Consider the following 19,674-nt stretch of genomic DNA (forward strand, 5'->3'; position numbering starts at 1 on the left):
GAGCTCCAGATGGCCAGTGGCGGAAACATCAATCACGACGGCGCGTGCGGGAACGGCTTCGCCGTGCGGCGCTGGCTGAACCTCGCCGTCCTCGCTTGTGCCGTCGTGCCGGCGGTTGCCGGGCTCGGACTGGCGCCGGCGCGCGCCGAATATCCCGAAAAGATCATCAAGATCGTGGTGCCCTTCGCAGCCGGCGGCGGGACCGACATCATGGCGCGAACGACGGCGCAGGAAATCCAGACGGATCTCGGCAAGTCTGTCATCATCGAGAACAAGCCGGGCGCGGGGACCATCATCGGGACCCAGACGGTGGCGACCAGCGAGCCCGACGGCTATTCGCTGCTGATGGCGACCTTCGCGCACGCGGTCAATCCGAGCCTGTACAAAAAGCTGCCGTTTGATCCGCACAAGGATTTCGCCGCGGTCTCGCTGATCGCGCGGTCCTTCAATATCGTCGTCGTCAACCCCGCATCCAGGATCAACTCGATCTCGGATTTGATCGCAGAAGCCAAGGCCAATCCCGGCAAGCTCAATTTCGGCACGTTCGGCACCGGCACCTCGGCCCATCTCGCAGGCGAGCTGTTCAATGCGATGGCCAAGGTCAAGATGACGGCGGTGCCCTACAAGGGCGCGGCGCCCGCGATCAGCGATCTCTTGGGTGGACAGATCGACGTGATGTTCACCACCGTGGCAAGCGCGGCCTCGCTGGTGGCTGCAGGCCAGCTCCGGGCGCTGGCTGTCACGTCCGCCGAACGTTCGGCGGCATTTCCGCAATTACCTGCTGTCGCCGAGGCCGGAGTGCCCGGCTACGCCGCCGAATCCTGGTACGGATTGTACGCTCCGGCCAAGACGCCCGCTCCGGTGATTGCACGTCTCAATCAGGCAATCGCAAAGGCGGTTCAGTCCGGCGCTTTCAAGAAGCTGGAGGCCAACGAAGGCCTCATCATGGTCGGCGGCGCTCCGGAACAGCTCGATCGCTATGTCGGGCAGGAGGAGGAGCGCTGGCGCAAGCTGGTCAAGGACGCCAACATCGAGGTGCAATAGACACGGGCTGCGCTTGAACCACCTTTGAGTGTCGGCAGCCTCTCGCGGTGCGCGGAGGCTGCCGCATGCTCATGTGAGCGTCACGGACAGGAGTGACGCAGACCATCGCGGCCCAGATAGGTCCCTTGTTCGTAAGGATAGCCGGAGAGCAGAACGGGGCCAGCGCATTGCGAGATACCGCGCACGCCTCGCTCCTATCTGTCCTCGCCGTCACGCCGGCGGAAGGGATCGGCGACATCATCGTGACCGCTGCGGCTACTGAAGAACATCAGGGCCATCAGCCCGCAGCCGACGAGAAGGGAGAAGAAAGCTCCGAGGCCAAGCGCGATCCAGCCATGCTTGCCCATGTCGACCCCGCTGCTGGCTCCCCAGACTGAGAATCCCCAAACGCCCGTGAGGATCAACATGGCTCCGAGAGCGACCAACAGGGCGATCTGGCCGGCACTGATGTTTTTCATGGCGGTTTCCGTTGAGAACGAGGAGGTGTTTCCGTCACGATGTCGGCCTCTGCGGGGCTCTCCTGGGTCCGCACACGGAACGCGCCTGACGGGGCGCGTTCCTAGCGCAGGAGGCCTATCCTCAGTCGGATGACAGCCCTCATTCGGAGACGGCGAGAACGGTCAGCCCCCTGACACGCTTGTCGGGCGTCTCGAATTCGATCCGCTGCCCCTCCGAGAGGCCGATCAGGGCCGCTCCAACAGGCGTCAGGATCGAGACCCGGTTGAGTTCGATGTTCGCCTCGTGCGGATAGACCAGCACGATCTCCCGACTGGCACCTTTCTCGTCATCGCGATAGCTCACTTTGGAGCCCATCCTGACCACGCCGCGCAAATCGTTCTCTGCGGCGACCGACGCGCGCTCCAGTTCGCGCGCCAGAAACTGGGCGACACGGGGAAACAGATCCATGGTCGAATTCGCCAGCGAGCTGAGACGCCGCGATTCGTCTTCAGTGATCTTGATCGGCGGCAACGCCGGCTGATCTCGCCGAATCTCGGTTTCGAAGTTGTGCATTTGATGTCTCCTATGCTGCAGTTGGACCGGGATCGTCATCGAGCGGCTTGCTGCGCCGATGAGCCCGGAAGAGCGGGACGACGTTGGGGCTTGATTGGGTGACGTCCTGAACCCTGACGACGTTCAGGCAGCCGGCGAGGATGTATGGCATTTGGTCGCCGACCCGCAGGCCGATCAAGGCTGCCCCCAAAGGTGTCAGGACCGAAATGCGGGCGGGATCCGACCCACACTCCTCGGGCCAGACCAGTTGCACGATGCGGCGCGGAACGCCCCAGTTCGTGCAATAGGTGACCCATGATCCCACGGTCACCCGCGAACGGAGATCGTCCCAATCGTTCGGCACGATGTCGGCACGGTTGACCTCACTGATGAGGAATATCCCGTCCAAATCGCCTTTTTGGGCGGCAAGGCGGGCAAGTCGTTCGAGTCGCGGATAGTCCGATGCGGTGAGCGCGATTCTTGGAAGAGGCAGCACGGCACACTCCTTCTGCTTCAAGACGACCTCTCAGGGCGAGGTCACGAAAGCTGGAAAAGAGCCCGGACGGCGCAAGCACCGTCCGGCTAACCGCCTGCTTGAAGGCGGCCGGCGTGAAGACCAAAGCGCGCGGTGCGCGCATCTATGTCGACGACATATGCCATGACAGCCTGACTATAGTGATTCATTTCACGGCCACCATTGCGGCGAAACCGCACAGTCGCGAGCGGTTGAATCATTGCATCAGGCAGCGGTTGAGAGGCGATGTGAGCTTCGTTGTACAGCTTATGCTTTCACCGCAGACCTTGCTCGTCGATCAGGATGCGGTGGATCTCGATGCGCTCCGGCAGCTCGATCAGGAATTCCGCGTCGCGCGCGAGATGATGGACCTTGGTCGGCTCGCCCTTGGTGAAGGCCGTCATGGCCGCGATGTCCGTCCAATAGGAGATGGTCGTGAACCACGTCTCCTCGTCGCGGTCCTCGCGCAATTGCTGCACACCGAGCGCGGTCCCTCGCAGCGGCGGAATGCCCTCGGCCTGCAGATAGGCTTGGTAGGCGTCGGCGAGATCGCGGCGGGTGCGACCGCGCCAAATGCGAGCGATGGTCGGCTTGGTCGGCATGGTGGACTCCTTCCAGGCAAAACGCCGTGCTTCGCAGTCTCGTTCCATGCGCCTCCCTGTCGCTGCCGGCGGCGGAACCTGTGCCGGCTGCTGACGGTCCCGTCTTGGAATTCCCCATCATTGATCTGAAACAATGATGATCCCGACGACCAATGCTAGAACGACTCGCAAGTCGCGACTCAGGGCTCCCCAGCCGGTCGCGACAATCGCAGCGCGTGTTGGAATCTGAGGGCTCAATGGGACGACTACTGAATATCGTGACGCCGCTACATACGGCGACGAAGCGCGACTACATGGGCCGCATGAATGACGACAAGATCGGCTGCTCGCTGAAAGCGCGGGAATACGAGGTCGATTATTGGGACGGCGACCGCCGCTTCGGCTATGGCGGCTACCGCTTCATCGAGGGGCGCTGGGCGCCGGTCGCGAAGGCGCTGATCGAGACCTATGGCCTGAAGAACGGCTCCAGCGTGCTCGACGTCGGCTGCGGCAAGGGCTTTCTGCTGTACGAGATGCAAAAGATCCTGCCGGGTTTGAAGGTTGTCGGCTTCGATATCTCCAAGCACGGCCTCGAAAATGCGCACGAGCAGGTGAAGCCCTACCTCTTCAACTATCGCGCCCAGGACATCTATCCCTATGGCGATGACAGTTTCGATCTCGTCATCTCGCTCGGCACCCTGCACAATCTTCGGCTGTACGAGCTCGAGGCGGCGCTCAAGGAGGTCGAGCGGGTCGGCAAGAACAAATACATCATGGTCGAGGCCTACCGGAACGTCGCCGAATTGCACAACCTCGAATGCTGGGCGCTGACGGCGGAGTCCATCCTGCACACGTCCGAATGGATCTGGCTGTACGGCAAGCTCGGCTACACCGGGGATTACGAATTCATCTATTTCGAGTGATCGGGCGCTCCTCATGGACATCAAGACTGCCAAGGCGGCCATTCTCGTCGAAACGGGCAAGCCGCTGATCATCGACGAGTTCACTCTGCCGGATGCGCTGGAACACGGCCAGGTGCTCGCGCACGTGCACACGTCGAGCATCTGCGGCGCGCAGATCAACGAGATCGACGCCGTCAAAGGCGTCGACAAGTTCCTGCCGCATCTCTTGGGGCACGAAGCGCTCGCCACGATCGTCGAAACCGGACCCGGCGTCGTCTCCTGCAAGCGGGGCGACACCGTCGTCATGCATTGGCGGCCCGGCAAGGGCATCCAGTCCAATACGCCGGCCTATTCCTGGCGCGGCAAGCGCCTCAATGCGGGCTGGGTCACCACCTTCAATGAATATGCCGTGGTCTCGGAGAACCGTGTCACGCCCGTTCCCGCCTCGATCGACCGCACCAGCGCGCCGCTGCTCGGCTGCGCGGTGACGACCGCACTTGGCGTCGTCAACAACGATGCGCAAATCGCCATCGGCGAAGCTGTCGTCGTGTTCGGCGTCGGCGGCGTCGGGTTGAACATCGTGCAATTCGCCGCGATGGTCGGCGCCTATCCCGTCATTGCGATCGACCGCCTCGACAACAAGCTGGCGATGGCGAAGGATTTCGGCGCCACCCACACCATCAACTCCGACGCGGTGAAGGATGTCGCTGCCGAGGTTCGCTCCATCACCGGCACCGAGGGGCCCGACAAGGTCGTCGAGACCACCGGCGTCAAGAATCTGATCGAGCTCGCCTACGAGATCACGGCGAAGAAGGGCCGCTGCATCCTCGTCGGCGTTCCCCGCGAGAAGGCCGAGATCTACACGCTGCCGTTACATTTCGAGAAGGTGCTGAAGGGCTCCGAAGGCGGGCAGTGCCAGCCCGCGCGCGATATCCCGCGTCTCGTTCGCCTGAGCGATGCCGGCAAGGTGAGCTACCGCGGGATCGTGACCCACGAGTTCGCGCTCGACGACGTCAACGACGCGCTGGATTTGATGCGCAGCGGCACATCGGGGCGGATCCTGCTGAACATCAGCTGAGCGCGGCGGCGACGACGCCGACAACATGCCGACGCTGGCGCTGCAGCAGCCAGGCTGCGATCGCCATGTTCACGATGTTCCAGGCGATGCCATTGACCAGCGCCGAAGCATAGGAGCCGGTCCAGTCGTAGGTCGCGCCGGCCATCCAGGCTCCCAGCGCCATGCCGGCGAGGGTGACCGAGATGGCGAGGCTGACGCGGAAGCCGGCTTCCCGCGCCGGGAACAGCTCGCGGATGATCACCGCATAGCTCGGCACGATGCCGCCCTGCGCCAGGCCGAAAATGGCGGACACGACGTAGAGTGAGACCAGCCCGTTGAACGGCAGATAGAGCGCGAGTGCCATGGCCTGCATCGCCGAGCCCAGCAGCAAGGTCGGCAGGCCGCCGATGCGGTTCAACAGCCAGCCGAAAACAAAGCGGCTCGCCACGCTGAAGCCGAGCATGACTGCCAGCATTTCGGCGCCGCGCGCAGAGCCGTAGCCGAGGTCGCCGCAATAGGCGACCAGGTGGACCTGTGGCATCGCCATGGCGACGCAGCAGCAGATGCCGGCTAACGCCAGCAGGCCCTGGGTGACGGAAGGGGGCAGGCCGATGGTCTGCATCGTGCTGCCGCTGCCTGCCGCTTCGCGTGCGGCCATGCGGACGCCGGGCCGCCGCAGCAAAACCAGAGACAGCGGCAGCATCGTCGCCAGGCAGAACAGGCCGATGCCGATATGGGTCTGCCGCCAGCCATACGCGGCGATGGCGTGCTGGACGATCGGTGGCCAGACCACGCCGGCCAGAGAGCTGCCGGCCATCGCCAGGGAAATGGCAAGGCCGCGGTGCTTGTCGAACCACAGCGAGACGTCGGCGACCAAAGGCGCGAAGCTGGCCGCGCCGCCGAGGCCGATCGTGAGTCCTGAGATCAGCGCGAACACGAACAGGCTTGGTGCGAAGGCGGTGAGGACGTAGCCGAGACTCATCAGGACCGTGCCGCCGGCCAGCGGCGGCAGGATGCCGAAGCGATCTGTCAGGCGGCCGATCACGATGCCGCCGATCATGAAGCCGATGATGGCGAGCGTGTAGGGCAGCGTCGCCTCGGCGCGGGGCGCATTGAAATCGGCCTGCACCGCCGGCAATGCCACGACCAGCGACCACATGCCGACGCAGCCCAGTGTGCTGAGTGCCATGGAGACGGTGAGGCGAATCCAGGAATAGGAGTTTTCGATCGACGGCGTTTCGGGTGGCACTGCGACAGGTTTCCTCGGGCTGGGCTAGGATCGGCCCTGGGGTATCGCTCGCCTTCACCGGCGACAAAGCAGGATTTCTCTTTTGTCGAGCGAGCAAAACTCATGCATCCTCGCGGCCTTCCCGCATCGCCCGGAGCCGGCCATGACGTATCTGCTGCCGCCACTCAATGCCCTGCGCGCCTTCGAGGCCGCCGCCCGCCATCTCAGCTTCAAGCAAGCCGCTCATGAGCTGCACGTCACCGCCGGTGCCGTCAGCCAGCAAGTCCGTCTGCTGGAGGAGCGGCTGGGCGTGCAGCTGTTCGAGCGACGGACACGGCAGATCATTCTGACCTCTGCCGGCGAAACCTACCTGGCGCGGGTCCGTGACGCCTTTCGTTGCCTTGCCGAGGCCACCGCCGAGCTCAAGCCCGAGGGCGTCACAAGCCTGATGCATATCGGGCTCCACGCCAGTTTTGCGGTCGATGCGTTGCGGGCGCGCCTGGCGCAGTTCCGCCGGGCCGAGCCCCAGCTCGCCATTCGCATCAGCCAGCCGGCGGGGCTGCACGAGCTGCTCGAAGGCAAGGTCGACGTCGTGATTGCGGACAGGGTGCAACGCTGTCCCGGCTACAGGTGCGAGCCCCTGGAGAGCGGCTTCCTGATCGGGCCGCTCGGCACTGCCGATTGTCCGGAGATCGAAACCTTGCGGTCCTGTCTGCTTGGCGATGTCGAGCGCGCGCGGCCGGCCACGCCGAGGGCGCCGCTGGCTACCAGTGCGGCAGGCCCGGCACGCAGACCATCCAAGCCGTTCTTTTCCGCCTGAACGGGCCGGTTCTAAGGTTTTACCATGACGGCTTCGCGCGCCGGCCGTAACCGCCGGTTAACCATGGATATTTACGGTGTCGAAAGCCTCTGAACTGTGACTGTCAGTTGATTTCGAGTCGAGCCCATGGCGTTCGGTAGCCGCGCAACTCCGCGAAGCATCGCCCCGACGGAGCCTGCGGCTTCGTGGGAAGCGCCGCGGGCTGCGCGGGTGAAACCTGACGGCGCCGCGCCGGCGCTGATCAAGGGATCGCTGACCGTCACCGGTGTGCTCGCTTTCCTGCGCGAGAACGGCCGGCGCATTCTGACGCTGGCGGTGGCGCTGTTTGCCCTCGGCGCCGTCGTTCTGATGATTCTGCCGGTCCGGTACGCCGCGACCGCCCTGGTCGTGCTCGATCCCCGGGAGCTGCGCGTGACCTCGGACCAGGAGGTGCTGCCGGGCATCGGCCAGGACGCCGCGGCGCTTCAGAGCCAGATCGAGATCGCCAAATCGGACGGTTTTCTCCGCCCCCTGATCGAGCAGCTCAAGATCGCAGATGACGATGATATCGCGGGCGGCTATACCGACATGACGCGCCTGCTCGAGAAATTCCGCAACCGCCTCGAGATCACGCGGCGCGGGCTCACCTACGTCATTGCGATTTCCTTTACTTCGAACCGCCCCGAGCGGGCCGCTTACTACGCCAACGCCATCGCCGAGGCGTTCGTTGCCAGCCAGGGCCGCGTCCGCACCGAGGCCACGGACGAGGCGGCCGACTGGCTCAAGAACCGGCTGAACACGTTGAACGAGCGGCTGCGCGCATCGGAAGACGCCGTCGCCGCCTTCAGGCTCGAGCACAAGATCCTCAATGCCGGCAAGGATTCAACCACGCAGCAATTGCGGGTGACCGATCTCAATCAGCAGGTTTCCGCCGCCCGTCTTCGCACCGAGGAAGCCAAGGCGCGCTACGAGCAGGTGCAACGCGATCTCAAGGCCAATGTCGAAGGTCCCGTGAAGCAGGACCTGTTGAGCATGCTGCGCGCGCAGCGCTCGACGCTGAATGACCAGATCGCGCAGAAGAAGGCGGTGTACGGCGACCGCCATCCCGACCTCGCGATCTCCTACAGCCAGCTGGCCGATATCAACCGGCAGATCGAGGTCGAGCGGAAAAAGAACATCGACACGGCGAAGTCCGAATATGAGGCTCAGCTGGAGCAGCAGAACGCGCTGGAAAAGCAGCTCAAGGCGGTCGAGACGCAGATGCTGGTCGACGGCCAGGCGCTGGTGAAGCTGCAGGAGCTGCAGCGGGACGCCGATGCCAACAGGAACATTTACGAGCAGTTCCTGTCGCGGTTCAAGACGACCAACGAGCAGCGTCAGCTGCAAAACTCCCAGACCAAGATCGCTTCGCCCGCCATTCCGCCGCTGCGCTCGACCCGTCCGCCGCTCGCTCTGCTGCTGGCGGCGCTGGCGATCGGCTCGCTGCTGACATCGACCGCCGCCATCGCGGCGATGACGAGCATGTCCGGCGGGCCAGCGCCTGCCGAGGCCGCCGTGCACGCGGGGGCAGAGGACTCGCAAGCCCGGCAAGTCCAGCACCAAGCCCAAACTCAAGTCCAGCCTTCCGCCGCTGCCGCGCCCCGGCCCGAGGCGATGCCGCGCCTTCCTGTCTGGGCCCGCATCCCCGATCTTTCATCCGGAGCCGGGGCCCACACCAACACCGTCTGGCAACGACCGATCGCCGCCTCAGTCGAGCTCGATCTCGGCGCCTATCTGCGGCCGCTGCTCGAGCGGATAGATCGCGTGCCGGTGCGCGGTTGCAAGGTTGCGCTCGTGCTGTCGGTCGGCAAGAGCGCCGGCGGCAACACCGTTGCGCGCTCGCTCAATCGCGCCGCCGTGAACCGGGGCATGATGAGCGTCTTGATCCGGCTGCAGGGCGAATTCGCAGGTCACCAGCCGCCGGTGACCGAATGGAACGACGGCTCGACCACGGCGGGACTTCAGTCGATCGACGAGCTCCTGAGCGCCGGCCGAAAGGCAGATGCGAGGCCCGAGGACGATATTCGTTCGGAGTTCGATCTGATCATCGTCCATGCCGGCAATCTCGCCTTGCAGCCCGACGCAATCGCGCTGGCAGCGCATGCTGACCTGATCGTCATGGTGGCGCGCGCCGGCGAGCTCGGTTCGGCGGCGATGCGCCGGGTAACCGCCGCGCTGTCGAGGTATGAGACCGTGCCGACGGGTCTGGTCATCAATCACGCGCCTGCGGGCTCGACGGCGCCTCACCCCGAGGGCGGCGCGTTGGGTCTTGCGGTTTGACGATGACTGCGGCGCGCCGTCGTGTGCTGACTGCTGCGATGCTGCTGTCGATCTCATTCGGAGCGCCGGCCTTCGCCGACACTTGCGTGCCCGTGCCGCAGACGGTCGCGCCGGTGAGGCTCGCCGCATTGTCGCGCGGCTTCAATGCCGACGGCTGGATCAACGGCGAGGTGCCAAGCCGCGAACTGCTGCAGCAACTGCGCCGCGCTGGAATGAGCCATGTCCGGCTGCCGGTCCCGGCCGAACGCGTGATGCCGCGTTTCGCATCGAAGGCCGAACGCGACGAGACGCTGCGCGTGCTCGACACGGCGCTGAAGCAGCTCACCGCATTCGGCTATGCCACGTCCGTCGATCTTCATCCCGGCGAGCGTTTCAATCGCCTGCACAAGGAAGATACGGACGCGGCGCTGCGCGAGATGCAGGACGCCTGGAGCAGTCTTGCCCAGGTCATCCGCTCCTATCCGGCCGATCGCGTCTTCGCCGAGCTGCTCAACGAGCCCGATATCGACGCCGACACATGGCAAAGGCAGGTCGAGACGCTCGCCGGCTTCGTCCGCAAATTGCTTCCCACCACGACCCTCATCATCGGTCCGGTCAACTGGCAGCGCGCGGACTCGCTGCCGCGGTTTCGTCCGCTGGAGGATCCCGACATCGTCTATGCCATCCACTTCTATGATCCCATGGTGTTCACCCATCAGGCCCACTGGGATGCGCAGGATCCGCTGCACGACATCATGGATCTGCCTTATCCGATCAACGCCGGCGATCCCAAAGTGCAAGCGCTGCGCCAGGATCTGCAGGCGAGGGGCGCGACCAAGGCGCTCGGCATGCTCGACGTCGCAATCGCCGCCGCCAAGGACAAGCCGCAGGCCGATCGCTGGCTCGCACCTGCGCTCGCATGGCAGCAGCAGTTCAGGCGGCCGATCATCGTCAACGAGTTCGGCGTGCTGAAAGCCGGCGCGCCGAGACAAAGTCGGCTGCGCTGGCTGGCGGACGTTACCGCTTACGCCCGCGACCATTGCTGGGGCTGGACGCATTGGGAGCTGGCGCAAGGCTTTGGCCTCGTCGATCGCAGCACGGGCAAGCCAGATCCCGACGTGATGCGGGCGCTGCTCGGCGCGCCCCGGCCCGGCCGGCGCTGACATCGCACCGCTTCGCTATCGTTAAGGAATCCTTACACATCGCCCCGCTATCGTGCTCCCCGCGCGCTGCCAAAGGACGATCGATGGGTGCCGGGGACTTAACCCAGGTTCAGACCGTGCCGGCCGAGCCGTCGCCGCCGGCCTGGCGCGAGCTGGTTCCGACCCTCTGCATCGCCGTGGCAGCGATCGGTTTTGCTCCGGTCCTGCATTTGGCCTATCCGGCCCTGGCCATTGTGGTCGAGGTCCTCATCGGCATCGCCATCGTGCTGGCGGTCCCGACCTATGCGCCGGCCATCGCGATTTTCGTCCTGTTCTTCCAGAACCTGTTCGTCTCGATCCTGTCGCCGCTGGTTCCGCTGCCGTCCGATCTCGACTTCATCAAGGGCTACAATTTCCTCGTCTGCTCTGTGATGTGGCTGGCGACGTTCGGCCTTTACGTGCTGGGCCAGAGGAATCAATCGGCTGAGGTGAACCAGATCATGCGCTGGGGTGTCGTCACCCTGGCGGTGGTGTCGCTGTATTTCGCGATCGGCTTCATCCAGGACGGACAGCCGGCGGCGGTCTATCTGCGCAATATCGTGCTGCCGCTGTTCCTGTTCCAGCTCTCGCTTCTGACGGCCGCGACCTATGAGGTGCGCATCACGCCGTTCCTGGTGACGCTCGCGGTCATCCTTCTGCTGTGCGGGTATGTCGAACTCGTCTTCCGCGATCTCTGGCTGGCCATCACCAACAGCTATACGTTCTGGGGTTTCGACGAGCTCAAGGCGACCCATTCGGGTGTCTGGGAAGCCCAGATGCGGGCCACCGGCAACGTGCCCGTCGACCTCAAGGACCGCTTCAGCTTCGATTTTCTGAACACGCCCCTGCTCGAAGGGTTCGGCCTGTCGAAGATGCTGCGCATCAACGGTCCGAACATGCATCCGATCAGCTTCGCTTACGGCGTCGGGTTTCTCGCCCTGTTCCTGTTCTCGGTGGGACGGCCGCTGCTGGCCCTCGCAGCATTGCCGCTGCTGATCTTTTGCAGCGTGAAGGGCGCGCTCATCGTGGTGATCTTCGTGGTCGCGGCCTGGATCGCGACCCGTCTGATCGGCGCCGTGGTGACCTTGTTGCTCGGTTTCCTCGGCATGGCCGCCTTCGCGGTTCTGGCGATCCGCCTCGGGCTGCAGATCGGCGACTATCACGTCATTGGACTGATGGGTGGTTTGGACGGATTCGTGCAGAGACCTTTCGGCCGCGGCCTCGGCATTGGTGGTAATTTGTCGGAGAGCTATTTTTCCATCGACTGGAGTGCCGCACAGGCGGCCGGAACGATCGATGGCGCCGTCGAGAGCGCGATCGGCGTGCTCTTGTACCAGATGGGCGTTGGCGCCTTCGTGCTGCTGGCCTTCTATTTCGCGATGGCGCTTAGGGCATGGCGCCTCTACGCCTCATCGGGCTATCTGACGCAGGGTCTCGCCGGCTTCGGCGTCATGGTCGTGCTGCTCAACGGATTGTTCCAGGAAGAGGCCCTGTTCGCGCCACTCGCGCTCGGGCTCATGCTCTCGCTCACGGGCCTCGTCATCGGCAGTCATGTGAGAATGCAGAGTGCCGCCAGCGAGCAGGCGGAGTTGAGGCACCTCACGCGCTACCAGCCCGTGGCGTAGCTCAGCGCCAGGCGCCCACACCTGAACGCTCTGACGCAGGAACTTCCGATTTTTCCCGGCGTTGGTCCCGTGTGTCGCATGAGCGGCCGGTCCGCACGATGAAGAATTTCTCCAACGCTGAATTTTCACCCGAGGTGATCGCGATCATGACGAGCGCCCTGGAAGCCGCGGTTGCGAGCCTGCCGGAGCCGGTGCAAGCGTCGCACGTCAACATGCTCGCCGAATCCATCCTGCGCACGGCCGGCGCGGGCGAGCGCAACGTCGCCGACCTGCAAAGGATCGCCTTGATGGAGCTGCAACTGATGCCGCGCGAGTGATGAGGCGGACATGAGGACGACCTCTGTTGCGATTGTCGCGATGCTTGCCACTCTGTCTGCCGCCCAAGCAGACAGCTGGACGACTTACCGCATCGCCGAGACCGGGACCTCGGTGGACATTCCCGCTTCGCTCTTCAAGGAGATGGCCGGCAAGCCCGATGGCTACGGCCAGCAATTTCGCACCTCCGAAGGCAGGGCCGATCTCACCGTACAGGCCGTTTCCAACGGCCAAGGTCTTTCGCCGGCTGCATTCCTGGCCAGGAAGAGTCCGCCGTCCGGCATCATCTACAGGCGTGTTGCCGCGAAGTTCTTCGTGGTCTCCAGCATCAAGCGCGACAAGATTTGGTACGACCGCTGCAACTTTTCGCGCGGCTATGTGCACTGCGTGCTTATCAATTATCCCGCGGCCGAAAAACGGCAATGGGACCGCGTCGTCACACGGATCAGCCACAGCCTGAGCGCCGACTAGACGGGGCGCCATAAAGACCTGCCCGAACTCACTCAGGCACCAGATTGCGAGCCTGGTGCTAGATGGTTGACGTTTGTGCAGGCGACCATGGCCGGGCTTCGCGCCATGGGCTGTGCCGAACGTGCAGGTGAATCGGTCACGCCAGGAGCACGATTGCCTCGCCCGGCATCATCGAACTGTCATCGCCTTGTCATTCGCGCTCTATTGATCGCTGCTCCTTTCGCCGCGCATCGTGGAGACTGACATGCATCTGACCAAATCCATTTCGTCCGACCGCCGGTCGATCCTCAAGGGCCTCGCGGCCGCAGCCATGGCGCCGATTGCTGCGCCGGCGATGGCGGCCGAGGGCCTTCCGGCGCAGCCGGCTGGTTCGGCCGCCGCGATCGCCGCCGACAAGGCCTATTGGGCGGCAGTGAAGGGGCTCTACGCCGTGACGCCCGATGTCGTCAATTTCGAGAACGGCTATTGGGGCATCATGGCCGAGCCGGTGCGGCGCGAGTTCATCCGCCAGTCCGACATGATCAACTTTCAGAACACCTATTACGCGCGGCAGCGCGCGGGTGCGGATTTCGAGGCGGTGCGCGCCAAGGTGGCGGAGGCGGTCGGCGCGGCGACCGAGGAGATCGCGCTCACCCGCGGTGCGACCGAAGCGCTGCAGCTCCTGATCGGCGGCTACAACAGGCTGAAGCCAGGCGATGCCGTGCTCTATGCCGACCTCGATTATGATTCGATGCAGTATGCGATGAACGCGCTGAAGGGGCGCCGCGGCGTCGACGTGGTCAAGTTCGACGTGCCGGAGCCCGCCACCCGCCAGGCGGTGCTCGACGCCTATGCCCGCGCCATCGAGGCGAACCCGAAGACGCGACTTCTGCTCCTGACCCATGTCAGCCACCGCACCGGCTTCGTCATGCCGATCGCCGAGATCGCCCGTATGGCGAAGGCCAAGGGCATCGACACCATCGTCGACGCCGCGCATTCCTGGGGGCAGATCGACTTCCGGGTCGGTGAGCTCGAGGCTGATTTCGTCGGCTTCAATCTGCACAAATGGATCGGCGCGCCGCTCGGCGTGGGCTTCCTCTACATCAGGAAGGACCGCCTCGCCGCCATCGACCGCGACATGGGTGACGAGGATTTTGCGGAGGCCGATATCCGCTCGCGGGTTCACACCGGCACAGTCAATTTCGCCACGGTGCTGACGGTGCCGACGGCCGTGGCGTTGCATCAGCAGATCGGCGCCGCGGCAAAGCAGGCCCGCTTGCGCCATTTGCGCGACTATTGGGTGAGCCGCGCCCGCGGATTCAAGGACATCGAGATCCTGACGCCGGACGAAGTCGGCTCATACGGCGCGATCACGTCGTTCCGTCTCACCGGCAAGTCCAGCAAGGCCGACAACGAGGCCATCGTGGCGAAGCTGCGGGACAGCCACAAGGTCATGACGGTGCGCCGGGCCGGCGTCGCCAGGGGCCAATGCATCCGCGTGACGCCTGCGCTCTTTACCGATGAGGCCGATCTCGACCGCCTCGTCGAGGCGCTGGCGGTGATCACGGGGACGAAGACGGGGTGAGGTGGAGGCGGCTAGCAAACCAGATTCGAGAGCAGTCTCGTGCAGCCATCCTTCGAGACCCCCGCTTAGGCGGGCTCTCAGGAGAACGCGGAGCGCCTCAGATCACGCCTTGCCACATGAGCTGTTGCTCTGATGCAAGCTGGCGACGTCGGCACGGCCTTGGCTTTCCGCGACCTGGATCAACGTGATTGCACCGGGCGTGATGATTCCCATCTGTGGCTGGGCGGAGAGGTAGGTGGTGCTGCCGGCGCGCAGATCGAGGCTCACTTTCTCGCTTCCCTGTCCGAACAGATTGCTGCTCAGCGGAAGATTATTGACCGCAACCTCGTGGCGGCCCGGAGGCAGGTCGCAGGCCAAGAAACCTGCAGCCTGACTGCCTCCAACGGAGCGTCCATCGACCGAATAGCTTGGTTGGATCGCGAAACCCAGGGCGGATGAGCGATAGACCACCAGCCGCGCAGTATTTGCCTTGACGTTATCCGTCAGAGCCGTGCTGCCCATCGGCCCTGACGCACACCCCGCAAGCAGGAAAGCCGCAACGAAAATCCCCGGACGCAAGCCCATTCCAACCCCCTGATTCAGTCCAACAGTCCCCGGGGGATCATTGGCGGGGGTGGTGGACGAAGTCAATCGCGACTTCTGGTCGTGCCGCGCCAGCTCATGTCACCGCCACCCCAGCGCCGGTGCGACGTGCTTCAGGATCGCCTCGATCGCATGCGCACAGTAATCGACCCCTAACTGGTTCGGGATCGTCAACAGCAGCGTGTCTGCCTCCGCGATCGCCTCGTCCTGGCGTAGCTGCTCGATCAGCGCATCGGGCTCGGCGGCATAACTCCGGCCGAAGATCGCCCGGGTCTGCGGGTCGATGAAGCCGATCTGGTCCTCGCCTTCGCCGCCCCGGCCGAAATAGGCGCGATCGCGATCGTCGATCAGCGCAAAGATGCTGCGGCTGACGGAGACGCGGGGCTCGCGGGCGTGGCCGGCCTCTTTCCACGCCGCGCGATAGGCGCGGATCTGCGCGGCCTGCTGCACGTGGAAGGCTTCGCCGGTCTCGTCGTTCTTCAGCGTCGAGCTCTGCAAATTCATGCCGAGCTTAGCCGCCCACACCGCGGTGGCGTTCGAGCCGGCGCCCCACCAGATCCGCTCGCGCAGGCCTTGCGCATGCGGCTCCAGGCGCAGCAGCCCCGGCGGGTTGGGAAACATCGGCTGCGGATTGGGCTCGGCAAAGCCTTCACCGCGAAGCAGGTCGAGAAACACCTCGGCGTGGCGCCGGCCCATGTCCGCATCGCTCTGGCCGTCGGCCGGGCGATAACCAAAGTAGCGCCAGCCGTCGATCACCTGCTCGGGCGAGCCGCGGCTGATGCCGAGCTGGAGCCGTCCGCCGGCGATGAGATCGGCGCTTCCAGCGTCCTCCACCATGTAGAGCGGGTTCTCGTAGCGCATGTCGATCACGGCGGTGCCGATCTCGATCCTGCTGGTTTTGGCGCCGACCGCCGCGAGCAGCGGGAAGGGCGAGGCGAGCTGGCGCGCGAAATGGTGCACGCGGAAATAGGCGCCGTCCGCGCCCAGCTCCTCGGCCGCAACGGCTAGCTCGATCGATTGCAGCAGCGTGTCCGCCGCGGAGCGGGTCTGCGATTGTGGCGAGGGGGTCCAGTGCCCGAAGGACAGAAATCCGATCTTTTTCATGGGGGCAACGTAGGCATGATCGGAAGAATTTGCGAGACGCTGGCCGAGGGAAAAATGGCGGCAAGGCGTGTGCCCGTAAGTGCTTCCAGGAGGAAGCAGGCCCCGCTTCGCACCACGACGTCAGGTCGTTCGACTTTGATCTGCCATGCCCGGAAGCGGCCTCAGATTTCGCAACCGGTCAAATTCAATGCCTTGAGCAGGCCACCGAACGCCTTGAGTCGACAGGGCTCGGGCTCGCTGGCGGCCTTTGCACGCTGAACATTGGCAGTTCGCTTGGCAACAATTGCCTTTGGCTTCGGCTTGGGACGTTCGGCGGTCGCGATCGTCTTCGCATCGCGCCGATGACGGACGATCGGTTCCGGCGCGGTCGACCCGACTTGGATGGCTTGCGGAGCAACGGGGTTATCGACCGGAGCAACCTGTGTCGGCATCGCGCTGCTCACAGCGGCAACCTCGAGGCGATCGGCCTTCGGCAACGCGTCGTGTGACGCAGAGACGCTTGCGCTCTGCTCGGCAAGCGGCGGGGCGATCGCGACGGCGCGACGCGGTGGAGCGCTCAGCTCCATTGCCGACAGCACGCCTGCGCTCAACAGGATGAGGAGGCCCAACAACGCCATTTTCAGCATAAAGCGCCTCTAACCCGGGGTTAGTGCCGCTGAAAATTCTCCGCTGCAATAAGGCAACTTGTCGGCGGCAGCCGGCGTACGGCCAACCATTTGCCAACAGGGTTAACGTCGGTGATGCGTTGCAGCCGTTGAGAAGCCGCCGCCCACGTCGGTGGGCAGACCGTACTCCGGCGTCGGAACACGGTCTGGTAGCGGCTTCGAACTGAGCACCGAGAGGGCCATCGTCATGTCTGCTGTTTGAGGATAGCCGACACGGCCTGACCGATTGGGCGACCGCTGCTTTTGACCCAAAGCGGACCTGGACGGGCGCCACTGCGGTTCAACTACGGAAGTCCTTTTGTCGACGTAAAGGGATTGAATCCCCGTTCTGCAAGAGCAGCCCATGAAGCAGCGCCAAGATGTGGCAATCGGAAATAGAGTCGTGGCTTGGCCGGATCGGTATCCAGCATGAATCCGGTCGGTAGCGCTCGGACACTTGTGGCATAGAACCCGCCATCCGGCGACCTCTGGGATTCGATGACAGCGACCAACGATTTTGCCTCCGCAGTCCTGCCGAGCAATTTCAGCAAGAGAGCCATTTGGCTTGTCCCTTCGGTCCACACACCATCTCGGTCTTCACCGTAAGAAAAGCCCTCGTCGACTCTCATTCGCTGTTCGGCGGTCGTAACGGCCGATGCAAATCTCCTGGCCGCTCCGGGGAGCGCCGTCAACGGCCAGACTTGAGCATCAAGGGCCAAAATCGGATTGCGCGTGACACCATCTTCGGCGGTGCCTGCGGCGAAACAGCCGCATGCCGAATCCCACATCGTATTTACGAAGCGCTCAGCAGCTGTTGCCATGTCACGCCAGCGCGAATCGCCTGTACGGGTTGCAAGAAGGCCGAACGCGGCGGCGAGGTCAGTATTGTGTTCAGTCGATTTCCATGTCCGCAACTCGGGCGTCGGTTCGTGCCCAAACGTACCCCCCGTGAAACCGCCAGTCCCGCGCCTGTCAGCCCATTGCGCGACCCAGGTGCCAAGCCGTGCTGCACCATCGCGGAATCGAGAGCCAGTGTTCACATCATCAATCGACAGCAACGCCAACATGGCCCATGCGATGTTACCGTTATCGCTGCCCACCTGATAGCGATCCTCTAACCACTTGTTCTGCGTGTTGTCCCACCACCCCGGAAGTTTGACAGGGCCATTCGCCACCACACCCCCGGCGTAAGCGTTCCGGAGCCGTCCATCATGCCAGGTTCGGTCATTGTCGATGGCCCAGAGAATCGCCGCGCCGATGCGACGTGCTTTGTCTCGCTCACCGCAACCGACCAATGCGATGGCGGCCACCGCATTGTCGTAAAGGTATGCGGCGCCACGCAGAGGCCCCGAGTCCACGGTCGGATAGCTGGGCAAGAACAAGGGCCCAGGCGGTGCCTTATCGATTAGACCAGCGAGGTACCCGCATGCAGACGCTTCCGGTGTTGCCAGAGCCGGTCGTGGAGTGGCGACCACAATGATAATGATAGTCGTTAGAATCCATACGAAGGATGTTATTCGGGCCACTTGCCGTTCTCCGGGTGGACGCTGATCCTATACCCATCGGCGATGTCTGGATGGCCCATCGCAGCCACTCCGCCCGACGTCTCGATATCGGCCGTGAGGAGTAGACTGGACGCCACTTTGACTAACTGAACGACACGCTCGACCATTACGGACTGAGCGGGCCGATTGCTCCGCGTTTTCAACATGACAACGAACTCATCGGGCGGCGCCCTCAGTCGGCGGCCTCTTTGATCTTCCCCGATCCGCCACATTTCGTGCAGGGACGAAACTCATGCTTTTCGCCTAAGCGAACCGGATGCATGCCCCTGTCTTGGCCGGTCCCGTCACATTCAGGACAATTGCGTTCAACTTCCTGCTGGTCGGTCATATGCACCTCGCAGTTGAGATGCTTGCTTATCACACTAAGCAGGGAATGTCGCCTTCTGGCCCTTTGCCGACTCGCAGAGGCAAACCGGCCATGGCCGGTTTTGAAGGCAGAACGGACACCGCCTGATTTCGACTACACACCCTGGCGCATCCGGCTCTGGCATGAATGCCCGGCCGTGGTGGCACCTCACGCGTAAGCCACCCAGCCGCGGAAGGCGAAGCCGGTATAGAACAGCGTGGGATCGGTGAAGCCGGCCTCGCGCAAGATCACCTCATCCTGCGCGGGGGCGAGAATTTCCAGATGGTTGGTGACGGCGTTCCGCGCAGCCGCCGCCTGCTCGGGCTCGACGCCGGATGAGGCCAGGAACGCCGAGTACCGCGACAGCCACAGCGGGCGCTCCTGCTCGCCATCGGGCGCGCTCAGATGCGCGACCACGAACGGTGCGCGCGGCTTGAGGCGGCGGCGGACCTCCGAGGCGATGCGGCGCCGCTCGGCGACATCGACGAAGTGCAGGGTCAGCAGGCAGGTGGCACCGTCGAACGGTCCCTCCGGCGCATCATCGATATAGCCTTGATGAAGGCGCGCACGGGGTGCGAGCGATCCCAGGGTTTGCCCTGCCAGTGCCAACATCGCCGCGGACGGATCGACGCCGTCGAAGCGCCAGCCGGGATGCGCCTGCGCAAACGCCTTGAGCTCCAGTCCGCCACCGGCGCCGAGGACGAGCACCTGCCCATCGCTGGGGACGCTTTCGGCGAGCAGAATCGCCGTCATGGACTGCATGGCGTCATAGCCCGGCACGAAGCGCCGCGGCCCCTCGGTGTATCTCGCCACGAATTGCGGATCGGAGAATGCGGCTTGCATGTCGGTCATGATGTTGTCCCC

General features: G+C 64.0%; 20 protein-coding genes. 10 read left to right on the top strand and 10 right to left on the bottom strand.

The annotated features are described in order from the left end of the window. Positions 1-9 precede the first annotated feature (9 nt). The gene (locus RAD04_RS19890; RefSeq protein WP_461625099.1) at positions 10-1,044 is read left to right on the top strand and encodes a tripartite tricarboxylate transporter substrate binding protein; all 1,035 of its coding nucleotides are present in this window, start codon (positions 10-12) and stop codon (positions 1,042-1,044) included. 194 nt (positions 1,045-1,238) lie between these two features. Here RAD04_RS19890 and RAD04_RS19895 read toward each other — a convergent pair whose 3' ends face one another. From RAD04_RS19895 to RAD04_RS19910, 4 genes are all read right to left on the bottom strand, one after another. Continuing rightward, entirely contained in the window at positions 1,239-1,502 is a 264-nt protein-coding gene (locus tag RAD04_RS19895) for a hypothetical protein (RefSeq protein WP_461625100.1), read from the bottom strand. A 139-nt stretch (positions 1,503-1,641) separates the two neighbouring features. Then, entirely contained in the window at positions 1,642-2,055 is a 414-nt protein-coding gene (gene rnk, locus RAD04_RS19900) for a nucleoside diphosphate kinase regulator (RefSeq protein WP_461625101.1), read from the bottom strand. Between the two features lie 10 nt (positions 2,056-2,065). Next, positions 2,066-2,551, bottom strand: coding sequence for a GreA/GreB family elongation factor (locus RAD04_RS19905; RefSeq protein WP_461625102.1), 486 nt, complete (start codon positions 2,549-2,551; stop codon positions 2,066-2,068). A gap of 272 nt (positions 2,552-2,823) precedes the next feature. Further along, positions 2,824-3,150 (bottom strand): hypothetical protein, encoded by a 327-nt coding sequence (locus tag RAD04_RS19910; RefSeq protein WP_461625103.1) that lies wholly within the window; start codon positions 3,148-3,150, stop codon positions 2,824-2,826. A gap of 236 nt (positions 3,151-3,386) precedes the next feature. On the opposite strand from RAD04_RS19910, the gene RAD04_RS19915 reads away from it, so the two are divergent. Continuing rightward, positions 3,387-4,052, top strand: a complete 666-nt coding sequence (locus RAD04_RS19915) for a class I SAM-dependent methyltransferase (RefSeq protein WP_461625104.1) — start codon at positions 3,387-3,389, stop codon at positions 4,050-4,052. A 13-nt stretch (positions 4,053-4,065) separates the two neighbouring features. Then, entirely contained in the window at positions 4,066-5,109 is a 1,044-nt protein-coding gene (locus tag RAD04_RS19920) for a zinc-binding dehydrogenase (RefSeq protein WP_461625105.1), read from the top strand. Here RAD04_RS19920 and RAD04_RS19925 read toward each other — a convergent pair. Continuing rightward, positions 5,102-6,277: an MFS transporter gene (locus RAD04_RS19925; RefSeq protein WP_461625307.1), complete on the bottom strand. Its 1,176-nt coding sequence runs from the start codon at positions 6,275-6,277 to the stop codon at positions 5,102-5,104. The two genes, RAD04_RS19920 and RAD04_RS19925, sit on opposite strands and share 8 nt — an antisense overlap. Before the next feature lie 202 nt (positions 6,278-6,479). On the opposite strand from RAD04_RS19925, the gene RAD04_RS19930 reads away from it, so the two are divergent. From RAD04_RS19930 to RAD04_RS19960, 7 genes are all read left to right on the top strand, one after another. After that, complete coding sequence (locus RAD04_RS19930) at positions 6,480-7,136, top strand: LysR family transcriptional regulator (RefSeq protein ID WP_461625106.1); 657 nt, start codon at positions 6,480-6,482, stop codon at positions 7,134-7,136. Positions 7,137-7,262: 126 nt separating this feature from the next. Continuing rightward, the gene (locus tag RAD04_RS19935) at positions 7,263-9,434 is read left to right on the top strand and encodes a GumC family protein (protein WP_461625107.1); all 2,172 of its coding nucleotides are present in this window, start codon (positions 7,263-7,265) and stop codon (positions 9,432-9,434) included. 2 nt (positions 9,435-9,436) lie between these two features. Beyond that, positions 9,437-10,576, top strand: a complete 1,140-nt coding sequence (locus RAD04_RS19940) for a glycoside hydrolase family 5 protein (protein WP_461625108.1) — start codon at positions 9,437-9,439, stop codon at positions 10,574-10,576. A gap of 83 nt (positions 10,577-10,659) precedes the next feature. Then, positions 10,660-12,219, top strand: coding sequence for a hypothetical protein (locus RAD04_RS19945; protein ID WP_461625109.1), 1,560 nt, complete (start codon positions 10,660-10,662; stop codon positions 12,217-12,219). 134 nt (positions 12,220-12,353) lie between these two features. Further along, positions 12,354-12,536: a hypothetical protein gene (locus tag RAD04_RS19950; RefSeq protein WP_461625110.1), complete on the top strand. Its 183-nt coding sequence runs from the start codon at positions 12,354-12,356 to the stop codon at positions 12,534-12,536. Positions 12,537-12,546: 10 nt separating this feature from the next. Continuing rightward, a complete protein-coding gene (locus RAD04_RS19955) occupies positions 12,547-13,005 on the top strand; it encodes a hypothetical protein (protein WP_461625111.1) in 459 nt (152 codons plus the stop codon). 244 nt (positions 13,006-13,249) lie between these two features. Continuing rightward, positions 13,250-14,569, top strand: a complete 1,320-nt coding sequence (locus RAD04_RS19960) for an aminotransferase class V-fold PLP-dependent enzyme (RefSeq protein WP_461625112.1) — start codon at positions 13,250-13,252, stop codon at positions 14,567-14,569. Positions 14,570-14,671: 102 nt separating this feature from the next. On the opposite strand, the gene RAD04_RS19965 is transcribed toward RAD04_RS19960, so the two are convergent. The 5 genes from RAD04_RS19965 to RAD04_RS19985 all read right to left on the bottom strand — a co-directional run bounded on the left by RAD04_RS19965 (position 14,672) and on the right by RAD04_RS19985 (position 19,662). Then, a complete protein-coding gene (locus RAD04_RS19965) occupies positions 14,672-15,133 on the bottom strand; it encodes a DUF2846 domain-containing protein (protein WP_104465015.1) in 462 nt (153 codons plus the stop codon). A gap of 99 nt (positions 15,134-15,232) precedes the next feature. Beyond that, positions 15,233-16,255 carry an LLM class flavin-dependent oxidoreductase gene (locus tag RAD04_RS19970; protein ID WP_461625113.1) on the bottom strand — a complete coding sequence of 341 codons (1,023 nt, stop codon included), beginning with the start codon at positions 16,253-16,255 and terminating at the stop codon, positions 15,233-15,235. Positions 16,256-16,416: 161 nt separating this feature from the next. Further along, entirely contained in the window at positions 16,417-16,881 is a 465-nt protein-coding gene (locus RAD04_RS19975; RefSeq protein ID WP_461625114.1) for a hypothetical protein, read from the bottom strand. 323 nt (positions 16,882-17,204) lie between these two features. Next, complete coding sequence (locus RAD04_RS19980) at positions 17,205-18,209, bottom strand: hypothetical protein (RefSeq protein WP_461625115.1); 1,005 nt, start codon at positions 18,207-18,209, stop codon at positions 17,205-17,207. 769 nt (positions 18,210-18,978) lie between these two features. Next, positions 18,979-19,662 carry a class I SAM-dependent methyltransferase gene (locus RAD04_RS19985; RefSeq protein WP_461625116.1) on the bottom strand — a complete coding sequence of 228 codons (684 nt, stop codon included), beginning with the start codon at positions 19,660-19,662 and terminating at the stop codon, positions 18,979-18,981. Between the last annotated feature and the right edge of the window lie 12 nt (positions 19,663-19,674).

It is taken from the genome of Bradyrhizobium sp. 25ACV (assembly GCF_054863005.1).

Bases quoted from the DNA above. Each gene is read 5' to 3' on its own strand.
- RAD04_RS19890 (WP_461625099.1), top strand. From the start codon at position 10: ATGGCCAGTGGCGGAAACATCAATCACGACGGCGCGTGCGGGAACGGC.
- RAD04_RS19895 (WP_461625100.1), bottom strand. From the start codon at position 1,502: ATGAAAAACATCAGTGCCGGCCAGATCGCCCTGTTGGTCGCTCTCGGA.
- rnk (WP_461625101.1), bottom strand. From the start codon at position 2,055: ATGCACAACTTCGAAACCGAGATTCGGCGAGATCAGCCGGCGTTGCCG.
- RAD04_RS19910 (WP_461625103.1), bottom strand. From the start codon at position 3,150: ATGCCGACCAAGCCGACCATCGCTCGCATTTGGCGCGGTCGCACCCGC.
- RAD04_RS19915 (WP_461625104.1), top strand. From the start codon at position 3,387: ATGGGACGACTACTGAATATCGTGACGCCGCTACATACGGCGACGAAG.
- RAD04_RS19920 (WP_461625105.1), top strand. From the start codon at position 4,066: ATGGACATCAAGACTGCCAAGGCGGCCATTCTCGTCGAAACGGGCAAG.
- RAD04_RS19925 (WP_461625307.1), bottom strand. From the start codon at position 6,277: ATGGCACTCAGCACACTGGGCTGCGTCGGCATGTGGTCGCTGGTCGTG.
- RAD04_RS19930 (WP_461625106.1), top strand. From the start codon at position 6,480: ATGACGTATCTGCTGCCGCCACTCAATGCCCTGCGCGCCTTCGAGGCC.
- RAD04_RS19935 (WP_461625107.1), top strand. From the start codon at position 7,263: ATGGCGTTCGGTAGCCGCGCAACTCCGCGAAGCATCGCCCCGACGGAG.
- RAD04_RS19940 (WP_461625108.1), top strand. From the start codon at position 9,437: ATGACTGCGGCGCGCCGTCGTGTGCTGACTGCTGCGATGCTGCTGTCG.
- RAD04_RS19945 (WP_461625109.1), top strand. From the start codon at position 10,660: ATGGGTGCCGGGGACTTAACCCAGGTTCAGACCGTGCCGGCCGAGCCG.
- RAD04_RS19955 (WP_461625111.1), top strand. From the start codon at position 12,547: ATGAGGACGACCTCTGTTGCGATTGTCGCGATGCTTGCCACTCTGTCT.
- RAD04_RS19960 (WP_461625112.1), top strand. From the start codon at position 13,250: ATGCATCTGACCAAATCCATTTCGTCCGACCGCCGGTCGATCCTCAAG.
- RAD04_RS19965 (WP_104465015.1), bottom strand. From the start codon at position 15,133: ATGGGCTTGCGTCCGGGGATTTTCGTTGCGGCTTTCCTGCTTGCGGGG.
- RAD04_RS19970 (WP_461625113.1), bottom strand. From the start codon at position 16,255: ATGAAAAAGATCGGATTTCTGTCCTTCGGGCACTGGACCCCCTCGCCA.
- RAD04_RS19975 (WP_461625114.1), bottom strand. From the start codon at position 16,881: ATGCTGAAAATGGCGTTGTTGGGCCTCCTCATCCTGTTGAGCGCAGGC.
- RAD04_RS19985 (WP_461625116.1), bottom strand. From the start codon at position 19,662: ATGACCGACATGCAAGCCGCATTCTCCGATCCGCAATTCGTGGCGAGA.